At 57.1% G+C, this 14651-nt stretch carries 13 protein-coding genes; 5 read left to right on the top strand and 8 right to left on the bottom strand.

The window, feature by feature from the left end; genetic code table 11:
• Positions 1-5 precede the first annotated feature (5 nt).
• Entirely contained in the window at positions 6-452 is a 447-nt protein-coding gene (locus ACONT6_RS09705) for a hypothetical protein (RefSeq protein ID WP_428818344.1), read from the top strand.
• 27 nt (positions 453-479) lie between these two features.
• Here the strand turns inward: ACONT6_RS09705 and ACONT6_RS09700 are convergent, their stop codons facing one another.
• Complete coding sequence (locus ACONT6_RS09700) at positions 480-1472, bottom strand: hypothetical protein (protein WP_428818343.1); 993 nt, start codon at positions 1470-1472, stop codon at positions 480-482.
• Positions 1473-1694: 222 nt separating this feature from the next.
• Between ACONT6_RS09700 and ACONT6_RS09695 the strand changes: the two genes are divergently transcribed.
• Positions 1695-2315, top strand: coding sequence for a tRNA-(ms[2]io[6]A)-hydroxylase (locus ACONT6_RS09695; protein ID WP_428818342.1), 621 nt, complete (start codon positions 1695-1697; stop codon positions 2313-2315).
• A 13-nt stretch (positions 2316-2328) separates the two neighbouring features.
• Here ACONT6_RS09695 and ACONT6_RS09690 read toward each other — a convergent pair whose 3' ends face one another.
• On the bottom strand, positions 2329-2592 hold the full coding sequence (locus ACONT6_RS09690; protein WP_428818341.1) for a DUF3081 family protein: 264 nt from the start codon (positions 2590-2592) through the stop codon (positions 2329-2331).
• A 37-nt stretch (positions 2593-2629) separates the two neighbouring features.
• On the opposite strand from ACONT6_RS09690, the gene ACONT6_RS09685 reads away from it, so the two are divergent.
• Positions 2630-3130, top strand: a complete 501-nt coding sequence (locus ACONT6_RS09685) for a DUF3429 domain-containing protein (protein WP_428818340.1) — start codon at positions 2630-2632, stop codon at positions 3128-3130.
• A 15-nt stretch (positions 3131-3145) separates the two neighbouring features.
• Here ACONT6_RS09685 and ACONT6_RS09680 read toward each other — a convergent pair whose 3' ends face one another.
• Entirely contained in the window at positions 3146-4096 is a 951-nt protein-coding gene (locus ACONT6_RS09680; RefSeq protein WP_255463323.1) for a hydrogen peroxide-inducible genes activator, read from the bottom strand.
• A 125-nt stretch (positions 4097-4221) separates the two neighbouring features.
• On the opposite strand from ACONT6_RS09680, the gene ACONT6_RS09675 reads away from it, so the two are divergent.
• Both ACONT6_RS09675 and ACONT6_RS09670 read left to right on the top strand, forming a co-directional pair.
• Positions 4222-4896: a carbonic anhydrase gene (locus tag ACONT6_RS09675; RefSeq protein WP_181252945.1), complete on the top strand. Its 675-nt coding sequence runs from the start codon at positions 4222-4224 to the stop codon at positions 4894-4896.
• A 45-nt stretch (positions 4897-4941) separates the two neighbouring features.
• Complete coding sequence (locus ACONT6_RS09670; RefSeq protein WP_428818339.1) at positions 4942-6582, top strand: SulP family inorganic anion transporter; 1641 nt, start codon at positions 4942-4944, stop codon at positions 6580-6582.
• A gap of 94 nt (positions 6583-6676) precedes the next feature.
• Here the strand turns inward: ACONT6_RS09670 and ACONT6_RS09665 are convergent, their stop codons facing one another.
• The 5 genes from ACONT6_RS09665 to ACONT6_RS09645 all read right to left on the bottom strand — a co-directional run bounded on the left by ACONT6_RS09665 (position 6677) and on the right by ACONT6_RS09645 (position 14444).
• Entirely contained in the window at positions 6677-7594 is a 918-nt protein-coding gene (locus ACONT6_RS09665) for a hypothetical protein (RefSeq protein ID WP_428818338.1), read from the bottom strand.
• Entirely contained in the window at positions 7563-9341 is a 1779-nt protein-coding gene (locus ACONT6_RS09660; RefSeq protein WP_428818337.1) for an amidohydrolase, read from the bottom strand. The genes ACONT6_RS09665 and ACONT6_RS09660 overlap by 32 nt, the downstream gene beginning before the upstream one ends.
• A 40-nt stretch (positions 9342-9381) precedes the next feature.
• A complete protein-coding gene (locus ACONT6_RS09655) occupies positions 9382-11154 on the bottom strand; it encodes an amidohydrolase (RefSeq protein ID WP_428818336.1) in 1773 nt (590 codons plus the stop codon).
• 154 nt (positions 11155-11308) lie between these two features.
• Positions 11309-12430 carry a serine hydrolase domain-containing protein gene (locus tag ACONT6_RS09650; protein WP_428818335.1) on the bottom strand — a complete coding sequence of 374 codons (1122 nt, stop codon included), beginning with the start codon at positions 12428-12430 and terminating at the stop codon, positions 11309-11311.
• Between the two features lie 274 nt (positions 12431-12704).
• Entirely contained in the window at positions 12705-14444 is a 1740-nt protein-coding gene (locus ACONT6_RS09645) for an amidohydrolase (protein WP_428818334.1), read from the bottom strand.
• Positions 14445-14651 lie beyond the last annotated feature (207 nt).

The following is a 14651-nucleotide window of genomic DNA, read 5'->3' as shown; positions in this document are numbered from 1 at the left end:
TTACGATGACCTTGATGCGCAGCGACCGCCAGGTGGCTCTCCGTGATCTGCATCTGGCGATGCAGGAAAGTGCAGATCTTTACCAGTGCACTGCAGCGTTTTTACAGGATTCCGCGGCCAGTGAAATCTGCAACACGCTCGCGAGTGAGCGATTGCGTCTTGCAGAACAGCTGGAGCAGGAGATCAGAGCGGAAGGTGAGCTTCCAAGTGAGCCCGATAGGGACAAGGAAGCCATTGAGGAGCTACAGCAGCGCCTGGAAACCTTATTTGCTGAAGATCAGGTGGCGGGCGTGATGGGGCATCGCCTCGAGGCCGAGAAGGGACTGCAGGCGTTTTTACGCAACGAGGATTTGAGCGTGCTGGAAGAGGAGCCTTCCTCTTTACTGACGGAATGCCGTGGCGCCGTCGATGGCGCTATAAGCAGATTGTTAGAATTTCTCGGCGAGCCCTGAGTCGATCCGCGCCCTCATCGAAAGCCGTCAAGAGGAGCCGTAAAGGTGCACGCGCAATGCAGGCAATAGCGGTTGCGGTGCAATTTTCAGGTCGCGGCGCTGTCGCCTGCGGCTCGCCGGGGGAGTGTGTTCAACCCGGGTAAATTCCGGCAGGCGCCCGGAGTCCTCACTTTTTACCAGTATCGGCATGGCCGAATAACCGATCTGCCGGTAGCGCTCGCCACCTTTTTCGCCGTTCATCTCCCCACTGTTCTCGCCATCCCAGTTGTCTTCATCGTAGAAGATTTCAGCGGCCTGCAAATTCGGGCGACTCTGTACCTGGACCTGACGCAGCAGGCTGTGCTGGTTGGGGGGCAGGTCCGCGAGGATCTGTCGCTGATACTGGATGCCGCTGTCTTCGCCCAGTGGATCCAGTTGCACCAGCTTTTTTTCGCACCATTGCACCGATACCTTGCGGATCGATTTGCGCGCTTTGACCCAGCTCAGGGCAATCGCGTCCGGGGTCTCGGCACAAAGCAGTATTTGCCGGTAGCACTGGCGCAGGTGTGCGCGCGGATAGCCCGCATCTGCCAGTGCCTCGCGCAGTCGCTCATTGCGCTCTAGGGCAGGGCGATCAGAGAGCAGGCTTTTGTATTCGCTGGTGAGTTGCTGGATGGTGAGTTTTGCCGCGTTGAACTGTTGGGCGAGGGGGATAGTGCGCTGTGGCACGGCCAGTAACCCCGGTATTTGCAAGGTGTGGCGCGCATCGCCAGTGCTGGTTTCGTCGCAGTAATCCAGCTGAGCGAACAGGGCAGCTGACAGTCGGTATGGCGCCGCGAAATCGCCATTCAGGAGTGCGGCTGCGTCCTGTGCGAATGCTGGCTGTAACAGATAGCTCTCCCAGTGCTGGGCACCACTCTCGAGCGCTTCCAGCGCCTCTTTCAATTCTGCGGCAAAGCGGTGCAAGTCGCCCATGGCTTGGGGTATCTGCCGGGAGATCGCTGACAGCTTGTGGGCGGTTGATTGGGCTGTGGAATGCAAGCTGTCTTTCCTCGGTTAGCTCGGGTTTAAAGTACCCACTTAATAAGTCGTTATCATATCTTGCATCCGATAAATCTGCCACTTCGTAGCGACCTTGGGCGTAAATTCACAGCAAAGTTAGCCAAGAAGGGGGGAGGCGGTATAATTCGCGGCCCGTGGGCAGCCGTACCTGGAACAGGTCGTTGTCCGACCCCGTTTCTCTGTAAAAATTGCCAGGCGCCAATGTCAATCGAAGTACCCGACCTCTCAGCCATCCACGAATTTCTGCTTTGTCGCACCCCCGACGCCTGGATTGATGCCGCGCTGGCGGAGCCCGAGCTGATGCTGGTGGATCATGCCAACTGCGAGAAGAAAGCGGCGGGCACGGCGCTTAACCTGATGTTCCGCTACCTGGACAATTTTGACCTTCTCAACAAAATGTCGCGCTTGGCACGGGAAGAGTTGCGCCACTTCGAGCAGGTGATCGCGATCATGAAAAAGCGCGGTATCGCCTACCCGCATCTCTCAGCTTCGCGCTATGCGGCGGGGCTGCGCAGTGAAGTGCGCAGCGCGGAACCTGGTCGTCTCATTGATACCTTGATCTGTGGCGCGATTATCGAGGCGCGCTCCTGTGAGCGGTTTGCCCGAATTGCCCCGCATCTGGATGAAGAGCTACAAAAATTTTACCTGTCGCTGCTGAAGTCCGAGGCGCGTCACTTTCGTGATTATCTGACGCTGGCCCAGAATGCCAGTGATGAAGATATCCAGCCCCGTGTGAGGGCGCTTCTGGAAGTGGAACGCGCGCTGGTTGAAGGTGGTGATGGCGAGTTCCGCTTTCACAGCGGCGTGCCCGGGTTGGCCTGATTCCTCGGGCCAACTAGGTACTGCGGTCGATTTTGTTCATCAGCTCGATAAAGTTTTCGAGATCTAAAGCGCGGCTGTAGTTCACGGTAAATTTGTTGTGAAAAAAGATCGTCAGTTCGACATTTTGTGAGCGGATGAAGACTGTGTAACCGTCGAAGTCAGTCTCGGCGGTGAGCCCTCGGTAGCGCCATCCCTCCGCGGTTTTTTCCCCGTTCTTGGTGATCTTGTCGAACACGCGCAGCGCCTGTTTGACGTCAATTTTCTGTTCATGCTCCATGGGTGGTCCCGCTATTGGTTGAGCTAAGCTTAGAGGCGTGAATTCTTTCCAGCTATCCAGCGTAGACTACATGAATGTTTCCGACGAGGCCCTGAGTCACGGCAATACCCGCCTGTTCAATTGGCTCGCCTATTTTGGTGTGGTGCCGTTTGTTATCGGTATCGCGATGGTCTTGGCGGGATTCTCTGTTGCCGGTGTGGACGGTCGCTTGTGGTTCACCGCGTATAGCAGTGTCATTCTCAGTTTCCTGTGCGGCGTGTGGTGGGGCGGAGCCCTGAACCGTGCGGATCACGTGCACCGCCTGCCGCTGATGATATTGAGCAATGTGATTGCCCTGGTCGGTTGGGTCGCATTGCTGCTTTATCAATCTCCGCTAGCCCTGCCCATGCTCGCTGCAGCGTATCTGTTTGTGGAGCGCGCCGAGGCGCGGCTCAAGCCCAATGTTTCGTTCCTGTCCGGCTATTTCTCCACTCGCAGCCGAGTCACTTACCTGGTGATTGCTTGCCATCTGGTAATGATTGCAATTCTTTGGCGTTGAGCGGGCGTTGCCCGTCTAGCGGATCTCCCGGGTAACTTCCACCACATCGCCCAGTCGCTCCTGCACGATCTCCCGGATCTGTGCGGCTAGCTCCCGATACAGGCGGCGACTCGGTGCACTCGCGCGCCATACCAGGCCGTGTTGGCGTCGGATCGGCTTCGACCTCAGCTCACTGACATGCAGTGCTTCCGGGTTGTGCATCTCTGAATGCACGTAAAGGCCCGGGAGGAAGGCTACGCCCAGGCCCATCACCACCATTTGTCGCAAAGTGTCGAGACTGGTGCCTTCGTAGTCTCTTTGGAGGTCTGCACCCAGACGTTCGCAGATTTCTTGCACCTGATGGTGGAAGTGGTGTTGTCCCTCAAGTGTCAGCACTTTTTCCCCGCGCAATTGGGAGGGGCTGATAGTGCTTTTACCAGCCAGGCGGTGATCGGCAGGAACCACAAACTTCAGGGGTTCGGTAAACAAGGGTTCGACCGATAGGTCATCGCGGTCTACAGGAAGGGGCACGATCGCAATGTCATAGCTGCCCTCACTGAGCCCACGCAGCAGGTTACGGGGTGGCCCCTCCCGCACATACAGCTTTAACCGGTGATGGAGCGCATGCAGGGCAGGGAGTACGTTTGGCAGCAGGTAAGGGCCCAGGGTAGGGGGCACCCCGAGCTTATAGGTGGTCTGTAATCCCTGTGCAATGGTGTCGGCATTTTCGCGAAATTCGCGCATGACCAACAGCATCTTGCGTGCTTGTTCGAGCAGTTCACGCCCCTCTGGTGTAAGCAGGGTGCCGGATCTGGAGCGCTCGAAAAGGGGAAGGCCGAGGAGCGATTCCAGTGCGCGTATCTGGGTTGTCAGTGCCGGTTGGCTGACGCCCAAATCTTCCGCTGCGCGGCGATAGCTGGCTCGTGACGCAATGGTCACGAAGTACTCGATCTGGCGGAATGTTGGGGCTTGCGGTTGGGTTGGCACGGGTTCTCCACGGAGCATGTGATAACTAAATGTTATCAACGAATAGTATTTTAACTTATTGAACTATCAAAAAATAATGGATTCCAACGTTTTTGCCCAGTCTTGTTCATTTGTAAGGAGTTCTTATGGATCATGTGATTTCTGGTGTAGCGAAGTTTCAGAAGGAAGTCTTCCCTGCCAAAAAGGCCCGTTTTTCTGAGCTTGCGGACGGGCAGAGCCCCGAAGTTCTGTTCATCACCTGCGCGGATTCCCGCATCGATCCGAACCTGGTTACCCAGACCGAGCCGGGCGAACTATTCATCTGCCGCAACGCCGGTAACGTGGTGCCGCCGCACAGCAGCCAGACCGGCGGCATGACCGCTTCCATTGAATTTGCAGTCGCTGCGCTGGGTGTTTCCCACATCGTTGTTTGCGGTCACACCGACTGTGGTGCAATGAAAGGCGCAATCGAGCCGGAGAAACTGGATAGCCTGCCGCACGTAAAAGAGTGGCTGAGCCACTGCCGTTCTGCGACCGAGGTTGTGCGCGACCGTAAAGGAACCCTCAGCACTCAAAATCTCGATGAAGTGACCTGTGAAAATGTGGTCCAGCAATTGCAGCACCTGCGTACCCATCCGTCTGTAGCCACCGGCCTGGCGAGCGGCCGCGTGACCCTGCATGGCTGGGTATACAACATCGGCAGTGGCGAAGTGCTTTGCTTCGACGAAGAGGCCCGCGACTTCAAGCCGATGGACGAGCGCTATCGCGCGATCTTCGGTGATCTGCCCGAGACCGCGGCGAGCGGCGCCTGCTGCAGCTGATTTTAATTCCAGGGAAGATATCGAAGTAAAAGAGGTAGAGTGCGAATGAAGTTTGATTTATCCAATTTGCGCGGCGATATCACCGGCGGCATTACGGCCGGTGTCGTTGCGTTGCCCCTGGCGCTGGCGCTGGGTGTTGCCTCGGGGCTTGGCCCGATGGCGGGTATGTACGGTGCGATCGCGGTGGGCTTTTTTGCCGCTCTTTTCGGCGGTACCGGCCCGCAAATCTCCGGTCCAACCGGGCCAATGGTGGTGGTGCTCGCAGGCCTGTTTGCCAGTCTGTCCGGTGATGCCAGCCTGATCTTTACGGCAGTGATTCTCGCCGGTGTACTTCAGGTGGTAATGGGGATACTCGGCGTTGGTCACTACATCCGTCTGGTTCCGTATCCGGTGATTTCCGGATTCATGACCGGTATCGGGGTGATCATCATCATCCTGCAGCTCAACCCGCTGCTTGGCCACGATTCCCCCAGTGGCACCCTCGGTGCATTGGGTAATGTGCCGGAAGCGCTATCGGCGATTCATCCGGCCAACCTGCTTCTCGGCCTTGGTACTCTGGCGATGGTTTACCTGTGGCCGGGTAAGTGGGGACGCTTCCTGCCTGCACCTTTGGCCGCGCTGATTGCCGGTACCCTGATCGCCTTCTTCGCACTCGATGTCCCGATCCTTGGCTCTATCCCCACTGGCCTGCCTGAGCTGCAGATGCCGGTATTTGGCGGAGACAAGATGTTCCTGGTGATCGAGGCGGCGATTATCCTCGCCATTCTCGGCGCGCTGGATAGTCTGCTGACCTCCCTGGTTGCGGACAACATGACCCGTACCCGTCACCATAGCAACAAAGAGCTGATCGGTCAGGGTATCGGTAACACCGCGGCTGGCTTTATCGGCGGTATCGCCGGTGCCGGCGCCACCATGCGTACCGTGGTCAATGTGCGCTCCGGTGGCCAGACCCGAATCTCCGGCATGACTCACTCAATGGTACTGCTGGCGGTTGCGCTCGGCCTGGGTCCGTTGGCCGAGAATATTCCGCAGGCCGTGCTCGCGGGTATTCTGGTGAAGGTCGGTCTCGACATTATCGACTGGAAATACCTCAAGCGCGCGCACCAGGGGCCGCGTTGGGATCTGGCTCTGATGGTTCTGGTTCTGGGTATGACTGTATTTGTCGACCTGATCACTGCTGTCGGCGCTGGTGTTGTTCTGGCGGCGCTGGCGTACGTTAAGCAGGTGGCGAGCCTGCAGATCGAGCGCCTGCGCAATTTGCCTGAGCACCTCGACAGCGATGATGACAAAGCCATTCTGCAGCGCAATCGCGACAGTATCGCCCTGTTTGAATTCAGCGGCCCGCTGAGCTTTGGTGCCGCGGCGGATCTCGGCCACCACGTGCGTGAAGAGAGTGCATCCGGTTCCAAGATATTGATTCTGGATTTCTCGTCCATGCCATTCCTTGATCTTTCGGCGGCCATGGCGGTGGAAACCATTGCCAGCGATGCCAAAGACAGTGGTAAGCAACTGTATCTGGCGGGGATGAATGAAGAGGTGGAAGGTGTGCTGAAGGGCCTGAACGGCCGTATACCGGCTACCGGTACCTTCAAAGATCGCAGTGAAGCCTTGCGCGCCGCAGAGAAGTCCCTGAGTGAAGCAGCACCAAGTGTTGGCGTTCAGGCCATTCCGGGCGCCGCCGGATAATATGGCGATCGACCTAAGCTGAAATTGGGAAGTAGAAAAGGGGGGAGCATATGCTCCCCCTTTTTTTATTTTCGGCGTTGTTAGTTTTCAGGTTTTACGGCCAGTAAAAACTGAAACCGATTTTGAGTTGCTTGTCGGCGCCGCCTGTGGGGGCGTCGACCACTTTATATCCGCCGAGATTGAAATCAATCATATGGCCGCTTTTCAGGATGAACGTCTTGCCAACGGTAAGCCCAAGTGGTGTTTGCCAGGCACTGCTGCTATTCGGTGCGGACCAGTCGTAGTTAACTGAATTTATATAGCCGATATAAGAGCCACCAAATGCATCGGCATTGTAAATGAGGATCGGCCGAATGGTGGTCAGGTTGAAGTCGTCCTGCCCCCAGTGATGGCCAAGGATACCGCCATAGGCAATTTTTCCGGCAGAGCCAAACACAATGCCGGCAACGCCTCCGCCCCAGCCGGGACCGGCCAGTACATCATCGCTGCGGGTCCGCAACGAGATTTGCGGTCCAAAACCAAACTTGATTTCACTTTCCGTTTTGGGAACGAAGAACCCCTGCACAACCGAGTCGCTCAGGCCCCAGGTCCGCCCGGTCCCCCCGACAGGGTCGGGGCCAAGAATGGGCAGGCCGGCTCCCTTGGGTGCGCCGATGTAAGGCAGGATGCCGCGGAGAACAAAATTAAAACTGCGTTCTGTTTCAATCGAGTACACCGGTTGTAGCGAAATGCCATAAGATTTCTGGTCGTTGGCTGTGCCATACGCGATGGTGTTGTCTGTCATCAGAGCCTTCACGTCGGCGAGGGGATCCTGGGCTTTCCGTAATGCCTCGGCATCCGCATTGGCCTGCGCAGCACTGGCAGCCAGCATCAATAACCCTGGTGTGATGAGACAACTGAGCAGGCTGCCGAGGTGAGGATGTTTCATTGTTGGTCCATTTCCGTGTTTTCTTGCCAGGTTCTCATGTGCTCCGAGTGCCTCACTGGTCGCCGCGGTACCGGACTTCGCCATCCATCATGGTAAAAGTTACATTGGCCTTGTAGATGTCGTGGGGGTCGATCTCGAACAGGTTCTGGTCGAGCACGATCAGGTCCGCTTTCTTGCCCACTTCAATGGAGCCAATTTTGTCTTCCACTCCAATGCCGTAGGCTGCGCCATAGGTATTCGCGCGGATCGCCTGGCCCACTGTCAGCCGCATATCCTCGCCGCCCAATATGGGCATGTCGGGTTTGCCCAGCATCTGGCGCGTCACCGCCTGGGTGATCGCATTAAGTGGCCTGAAGTCTGAGATATAGGCGGCCGCGGGGAAGTCTGAACCCAGGGAGACATTGCCCTCGGCTTCGAGTATCGCCTTGATGGGAAAGAGCCGGTTCATCCGTTCTGGCCCGATGCGCTCGGGCGTGATATTGCCGGTGTAGGGATCGAGTGCCATCCACTGGCCGCTGGTGTCGTAGGTGGCATTCAGCTCCTTGAAGCGAGGATAGTCGTCGGGATGCACAAGAATGGCATGCGAGGCGACCGGTCGCCGGTCCCATTCGGGGTTTTTCTCCTTCGCCAGTTCAACGGTATCCAGGAACTTGCGCACCGCCAGATCGCCAAAGCAGTGACATATGAGATGCAATTGCTCCTTGTCGGCGCGTACGGCCACATCATTGATGACATCGAACGGTATGATCGGCTTGGGGTCGGCGTCGGGCTTGTCGCTATAGCCGCCAACAAGCAGCGCACTGTACTTGTCGTCGTCACCATCCATGTTGATCTTCAGGGCGTTGAACTGCACCAGCCCGGTCCGGTTCTCGTCGCGCCACTTCTTGGCGATCGGCACGGGATCGATATTGGCATCGTTCCAGTAGTAACTGCCGTAGAACCGTGTCGTCAGCGTGCCTTCCTTTTCTAACTCTTTCATGAGCCTGACGGCATCATCATTACTGAGAAAGCCGAGACCATAATCATGATAAGCCGTGATGCCGGCCTTGGAATATTCGGGATACCATTGGGCCACGCCTTCCTTGACGTAATCGTAATCAATATCCTGCAGGGCATTGAGTACCTGGAGCACCGCCGGCACTTCGACGATATAGCCGGTAGGATTGCCCTCGTCGTCACGGACAAAATAGGCCACATCGGGCACGGGATCTTTTGTGTCCTTGGTGATGCCAGCCATCTCCAGGGCCTTGGAGTTGGCCCAGGCGGAGTGGCCATCGACCTGCCACAGAAATACCGGCCGTTCGGACTCAATCTTGTCCAGCATGGCCGCAGTGGGCTGTTTACCGCCATAGAGATTGGGACGCACTCCCCAACCGTGGATCTGCTCCAAATCCGGATTGGCTTCCGCATATTCTTTCAGCTTGCCCAGCAGTTCTTCCATACTCTCGGATTGCAGGTTGACTCCGCGCAACATGACGCCGGGGGTGATGGAATGGAAATGGCCCTCGACAAAACCGGGCAGCATCAGCTTGCCGTCGAGATCGATCTCCTTGGTATTCTCTCCAACCATTGCCTTCGCGCCGGCGTCGTCGCCGACGTAGACGATTTCGTCACCGCGCACGGCAACGGCTTGGGCCCAGGAATTTTCCTTGTCGACGGTGTAGACCTTGCCGTTGGTGAAGACGAAATCGGCCGATTCAGCGGCGGAAGTGGAAGCGCCAGGTGCCGGCTGGTTGGTCGCTGGGGCGGTGGATTCCGGCTTTTCGGAACACCCGGCCAGCGCTAACGCCAGCACAGTCAGTATGGAGCCCAAGGTCTTAGTCAGATCCATAACTGCTCTCCTGAGTTAAAGCTGCAATATCAAATTAGGCTTATAGGTCGTCGCCGTGCCGGACTTTGCCATCCATCATGGTAAAAATTACATTGGCCTTGTAGATGTCGTGCGGGTCGATCTCGAGCAGGTTCTGGTCGAGCACAATGAGGTCGGCCTTCTTGCCAACTTCAATTGACCCGATCTTGTCCTCGACGCCGATGCCGTAGGCCGCGCCATAGGTATTCGCGCGGATCGCTTCGGCCACCGTCAGACGCGCGTCTTCGCCACCCAATATCGGCATGTCCGGCTTGCCGAGCATCTGGCGGGTCACCGCCACCGTGATGGCGTTGAGCGGTTTATAGTCTGCAATATAAGATGCTGCGGGAAAATCCGAGCCCAGCGAAACATTGGCGCCGGCTTCGAGCATTGCCTTGATCGGAAAGAGCTGCTTCATCCGCGCCTCGCCCAGTCGTACAGGGCTGACATTGGCTGTGTAGGGATCGAACGCGAACCACTGTCCGGTCGTATCGTAGGTCGCGTTCAACTCCTTGAAGCGCGGCCGGTCGTCCGGATGCACGAGCTGCGCGTGCGAGGCGACCGGCCGCCGGTCCCATTCGGGATTGGACTTCTTCGCCAGCTCGACCGCATCGAGGAACTTGCGCACGGCAAGATCGCCGAAGCAGTGACAGATGAGGTGCAGTTGCTCCTTGTCGGCGCGCACGGCCGCATCGTTGATCACGTCGAACGGAATGATCGGCTCGGGCTTGGCGTCGGGCTTGTCGGCGTAGCCGTCGACATAGAGGCCGCTGTACTTGTCGTCGTCACCGTCCATGTTGATCTTGAGCGCACTGACCTGCACCAGGCCCTCCTGGTTCTCGTCGCGCATCTTCTTGGCAATCGGCACCGGGTCGATGCTGGCATCATTCCAGTAATAACTGCCGTATATCCGCGTCCCCAGCGTGCCGTCTTTTTCGAAATCCTTGAGGATACCGATGGCCATGTCCTGGTCGACGCCGGCCCAGCCGAAATCGTGCACGGCGGTGATACCGGCCTTCGAGTATTCCGGGAACCACTTGGCCATACCCCCGCGGATATAGTCCTCATCGACCGTGACAAACTTGTTCAGGATTTCGACCTGCGCCGGGACCTCGATGATATAGCCGGTGGGATTGCCCTCGTTGTCGCGGACAAAATAGGACACCCCGGGCACGGTGTCCGGCGTGTCCTTGTTGAGTCCCGCCATTTCCATCGCCTTGGTATTGACCCATGCGGAGTGGCCGTCGACCTGCCACAGATAGACCGGCCGATCGGGGACAACGGCGTCGAGCATCGCCGCATTCGGCTCGCCGGGGCCATAAATATTGGGGCGCACACCCCAGCCGTTGATAAACTTGAGATCGGGGTTGGCGTCGGCATACTCCTTCAGCTTGGCGAGCAGCTCATCCATCGAGTCGGTCTGCAAGTCGGGGCCGTGCAGGATGATCCCCTGCGTGGTCGTGTGGAAATGGCCTTCGACGAAGCCCGGCAGCATCAGCTTGCCGCCGAGATCAACTTTTTCAGTCCCTTCTCCTGTAAAGGCTTCAGCGCCCTTATCGTCGCCGACGTAGACGATCTCATCGCCGCGCACGGCGACGGCCTGCGCCCAGGAGTTCTCCTTGTCGACGGTGTAGACCTTGCCGTTGGTAAAAACAAAATCGGCGGTTTCTACGGCCGGGGCGGCGGAGGCGGACTGCGTTTTCTCTGGAGCCTTGGATTCCGGTTTTTCGGAACAGCCGGCCAGAACAAAGGCCAATACGGCCGCCAGACTGAACAAGGTCTTTTGCAGGAACATGATTACCTCATAAACCGTTAACGGATTATTCAAGTTAGGCCTGAAACCGCTTCGGTTCCGGACCTTGCCATAGACGACCGATAGCAGAGCTCTCATTTTGTGAGTGGCATGCGGCTCAATGTCGAACAGATTTTTCCACGCAGTTTTTCAAGCTCTACTTGTTCGCCAGGTATTTCACGATGCCGTAAAAGCCTTCCAGGTTGTAGCCATCCAGATAGGTGTCCTTGGATACTGGCATGGAGCTGACCTTGACGATGGCGATATCGTGATTCCTGTCGATGTAGATCCACTGCCCGTGAACCCCGATGGCCATGAACGCTTCCATGCCCGGCGTATGCTTGACCCACCACTGGCCGCGGTAGCTCCATTCGCCCTTCTTGTGGACAATGTCATCGGAATCGGGGCCCGCATCGAATGCCTCGATGCTGCCGCCCTTGGCGATCGTATCGACAACCGATTTCGGTATGACCTGCTTGCCGTTGAATTCGCCGTTGTTGAGCATCATCTTCGCGAATCGGGCCAGGTTGTACGGCGTGGCGTTCAGACCGCCCCCCGCAACCAGTGTGGCGTTGTTGTCGAGCAGTACATACGTCTCGCCCTCGGTGCCTATCTTCGACCATACCTCGTCGTAGAGCGCCTGTTGGAATGATGCGTTGTTCACGCGGTTGGTAACCCAGTTGACCACGTCGGTCTTGGGCGTCTGGTAGTGGAAGATTTCGCCATCCTTGTGCTCTTTGTCGGTCTTGAGGGTCACGAGGTATTCGTACAGGCTGTCGGGGTATTCGACGTCCTCCAATTTCGGCACCCACCCCAGTACAGCTGCATAGGTCATGATGCCCGACCTGGGATCGTCGTAAACCTCGCTAAAGTCCATGGAGTTGGTCATGTCGAGGACCTGGCCGAAGGTGGCGTTGGCGAAAGCCCCGTCCGTCACGTTGAGCTCGGGGACGTACTTCGTAACCGGATCTGACTCCTTCAATTTTCCATTGGCAACTGCTACCAAGCCCAGTAAGCCACCAAAGGATTTGGTCGCGGACATCATCTGATGCGGCGTATTCGGGGTCATACCGTTGAGAAATTTCTCGTAGACGATCTTGTCGTCGTGGATCACGACAATGGCGTCGGTCCAGGTCTCCTTCAGGAATTCGGCCAGGCTCTTCGTCTTGCCGGTACCTGGCTCGTTGATCTTTACGTCCTTGGCAAAATTCGGGTCGATATCCTTGCGGAGCGGCACCGGCACATCGGCGGCGGGCACATTCGCGGTAGGGTAGAACATCCGCATATGCTGATAGGCCCAGCGGTTATACGGTGGGGTTTGGAGCGCGTTGGCTTTGGTGACCCGTTTATCGGGCGGTGGCGGGAAACCTTCCATCAGTCCCAGTTCTTTTGCCGTGGCGTATTTGTCTTCCGCGTGGGCTACTGGGTTTACGGCAATGATGGTCGCTAATACCGACAGGGCGAGATAAGTGGTTTTCCGGAAAAAAACTAAGTTACCCATTGCGTATTTTCTCAATTGCTAGCTATTGAATGACGAGCAAGCCCACTGCTTGCTAGTCGTTGCTGCCCTTCTTGTAGGTAAATTTCCCGTCCATCATCGTCATTTCGACGCCGATATCCGCGATCTTGTCCGGGTCGACTTCGAGGGGGTTGCCGTCGAGCACCACGATGTCGGCGTATTTGCCGACTTCCAGGCTGCCGATCTTGTCCTCCATGCGCAGTTGCCAGGCGGCGTCCATGGTCATTGCCCGCAGCGCCTGCTCGATGGTCATCGGTTTGACACTGGGCGGGAAGGGCTTGGCATCCGGGTTGGCCGGGTCTTTCATCGTCACGGCGCCCTCGATGACGAACAGCGGTGCCTGCATGCTTGACGGCGTGCTGGGCACGTCGGCGGAGAGGCTGACCGGTACACCGGCGCGAGCAAACTCAGGATAGCGGCCGAAATAGGCCATGGTGCGTTTCTTGCCCATCACGCGCAGCGCGTCCTTGTCTGTATCGCTCCAGTCATTGGTGAAATTCGGCGTTGAATTGACCGGGATCTTGTTGTCGATGACTCGCTTCTGATCTTCCGGTGTCAACCAGGTGGCGTGGTGCAGCGCGCTGCGATTGTCGGGATCCACCTTGCGCGCCGCCAGAATCGCATCGATGCCGGCATGGGAAGTACCGGTGCTGTCGGTATGAATGACAGTGTCTAGGCCTGACTTGGCACCCGCCACCATGATTTCCTTGATCTTCTCGGGCGGAATACCGTAAGTACCCTTTTTACCGGATTCGTAGGGCTCCAGCATTGGGCTGAGTTCGACATTCCAGTTGGCTTCGGGATGAATCTTCACGTGTCGCACAAACAGCTTGTCGCCGTTGTACTGCTTTTTCATTTCGCCCATAAATTCCATTAACTGCCCGGTGTCCGCCTTGGGATTCTTGACGAAGGGCAGTACGAAGGTGCGCATTTTCAGTGTTCCGGCCTTTTCGCGCTCCTGCAGCAGGGCCATCGCTGTCTTCAGGTCGTCCTGCATCTTGCCGTTGGTGTCTTTCATGTTGGGCGTGACAATGCCGGGGTTCAGGTAGGTGGTGGTGCCATTCTTCGCGGCGAGGGGATGGAGTGTGTCGATTGTCTCATTGAGGATTTTGTCGGCATCCCAGGCGCCGATGGCGACATAGGCTTCCATCCACTGGCCTTCTACACCGGTGCCGGTCGGTGTGCCATCCTCGTCCCGTACCCAGTAAATAACGCCCGGCTGGTCGTCTGGTGAATCCTTGGTAACACCCGCTATCTCCATCGCTTTGGAGTTCAGCCAGGCATCGTGTGCGGTGAAATCGAGGATGATTGCCGGGCGGTCTGGCACTGCCTCGTCGAGGTCTTTCGCGGTGGGGCGGCCACCATAGGTGCCGGTGCTCCAGCCTATACCGACGATGCGCTCCAGGTCGGGATTCTCTTCGGCATATTTTTTAACCATGGCGATATAGTCAGCCTTGCTCTTGCCGTCGAACAGGTGCACCCCCTTGCTGGTCCACCCGGAGCCGATCAGGTGGTCGTGCGTACTGATGAAACCGGGCATGACCACGTCGCCGGTAGTGTCGATCACCTCGGTTTTGTCGCCAATAAATGGTTTCGCTCCTTCGGCATTGCCCACATAGATGATTTTGCCGTCCCGAACGGCCACGGCTTCCGCCCATGGTTGTTTCGCATCGAGGGTATAGACCTTGCCTCCGCTAAAGACGTAGTCGGCTGCATCACTGGCGAAAAGCGAGGATGAGAAAAACAGCATCGCCACAAGCGCTATTAATCCCACAAGGCTTTTCTTTGTGGAGCAGGTGGACTGCCGTTGAGCCGGGGTTGGTGTTAACTGAACCATCTGATTATCTTTCCCTGAGCTGGATTTACTTCGCAAAATTTTATGGAAGTGTAGTTAGCTGGGACGATGGTGCTAGCGTGGGTGTCGTGTGGTGCTACGGCTTCAGGTAATAGAGAGAGACGGCCAGTAGGGTGGGGCGCTTTC

The organism is Microbulbifer sp. MCCC 1A16149 (assembly GCF_050368945.1).
Taxonomy (GTDB): domain Bacteria; phylum Pseudomonadota; class Gammaproteobacteria; order Pseudomonadales; family Cellvibrionaceae; genus Microbulbifer.
This window is presented reverse-complemented; position numbering and strand designations above follow the sequence as displayed.

Bases quoted from the DNA above. Each gene is read 5' to 3' on its own strand.
- ACONT6_RS09665 (WP_428818338.1), bottom strand. From the start codon at position 7,594: ATGGCGAAGTCCGGTACCGCGGCGACCAGTGAGGCACTCGGAGCACAT.
- ACONT6_RS09670 (WP_428818339.1), top strand. From the start codon at position 4,942: ATGAAGTTTGATTTATCCAATTTGCGCGGCGATATCACCGGCGGCATT.
- ACONT6_RS09655 (WP_428818336.1), bottom strand. From the start codon at position 11,154: ATGTTCCTGCAAAAGACCTTGTTCAGTCTGGCGGCCGTATTGGCCTTT.
- ACONT6_RS09675 (WP_181252945.1), top strand. From the start codon at position 4,222: ATGGATCATGTGATTTCTGGTGTAGCGAAGTTTCAGAAGGAAGTCTTC.
- ACONT6_RS09705 (WP_428818344.1), top strand. From the start codon at position 6: ATGACCTTGATGCGCAGCGACCGCCAGGTGGCTCTCCGTGATCTGCAT.
- ACONT6_RS09690 (WP_428818341.1), bottom strand. From the start codon at position 2,592: ATGGAGCATGAACAGAAAATTGACGTCAAACAGGCGCTGCGCGTGTTC.
- ACONT6_RS09660 (WP_428818337.1), bottom strand. From the start codon at position 9,341: ATGGATCTGACTAAGACCTTGGGCTCCATACTGACTGTGCTGGCGTTA.
- ACONT6_RS09650 (WP_428818335.1), bottom strand. From the start codon at position 12,430: ATGTTCTACCCTACCGCGAATGTGCCCGCCGCCGATGTGCCGGTGCCG.
- ACONT6_RS09695 (WP_428818342.1), top strand. From the start codon at position 1,695: ATGTCAATCGAAGTACCCGACCTCTCAGCCATCCACGAATTTCTGCTT.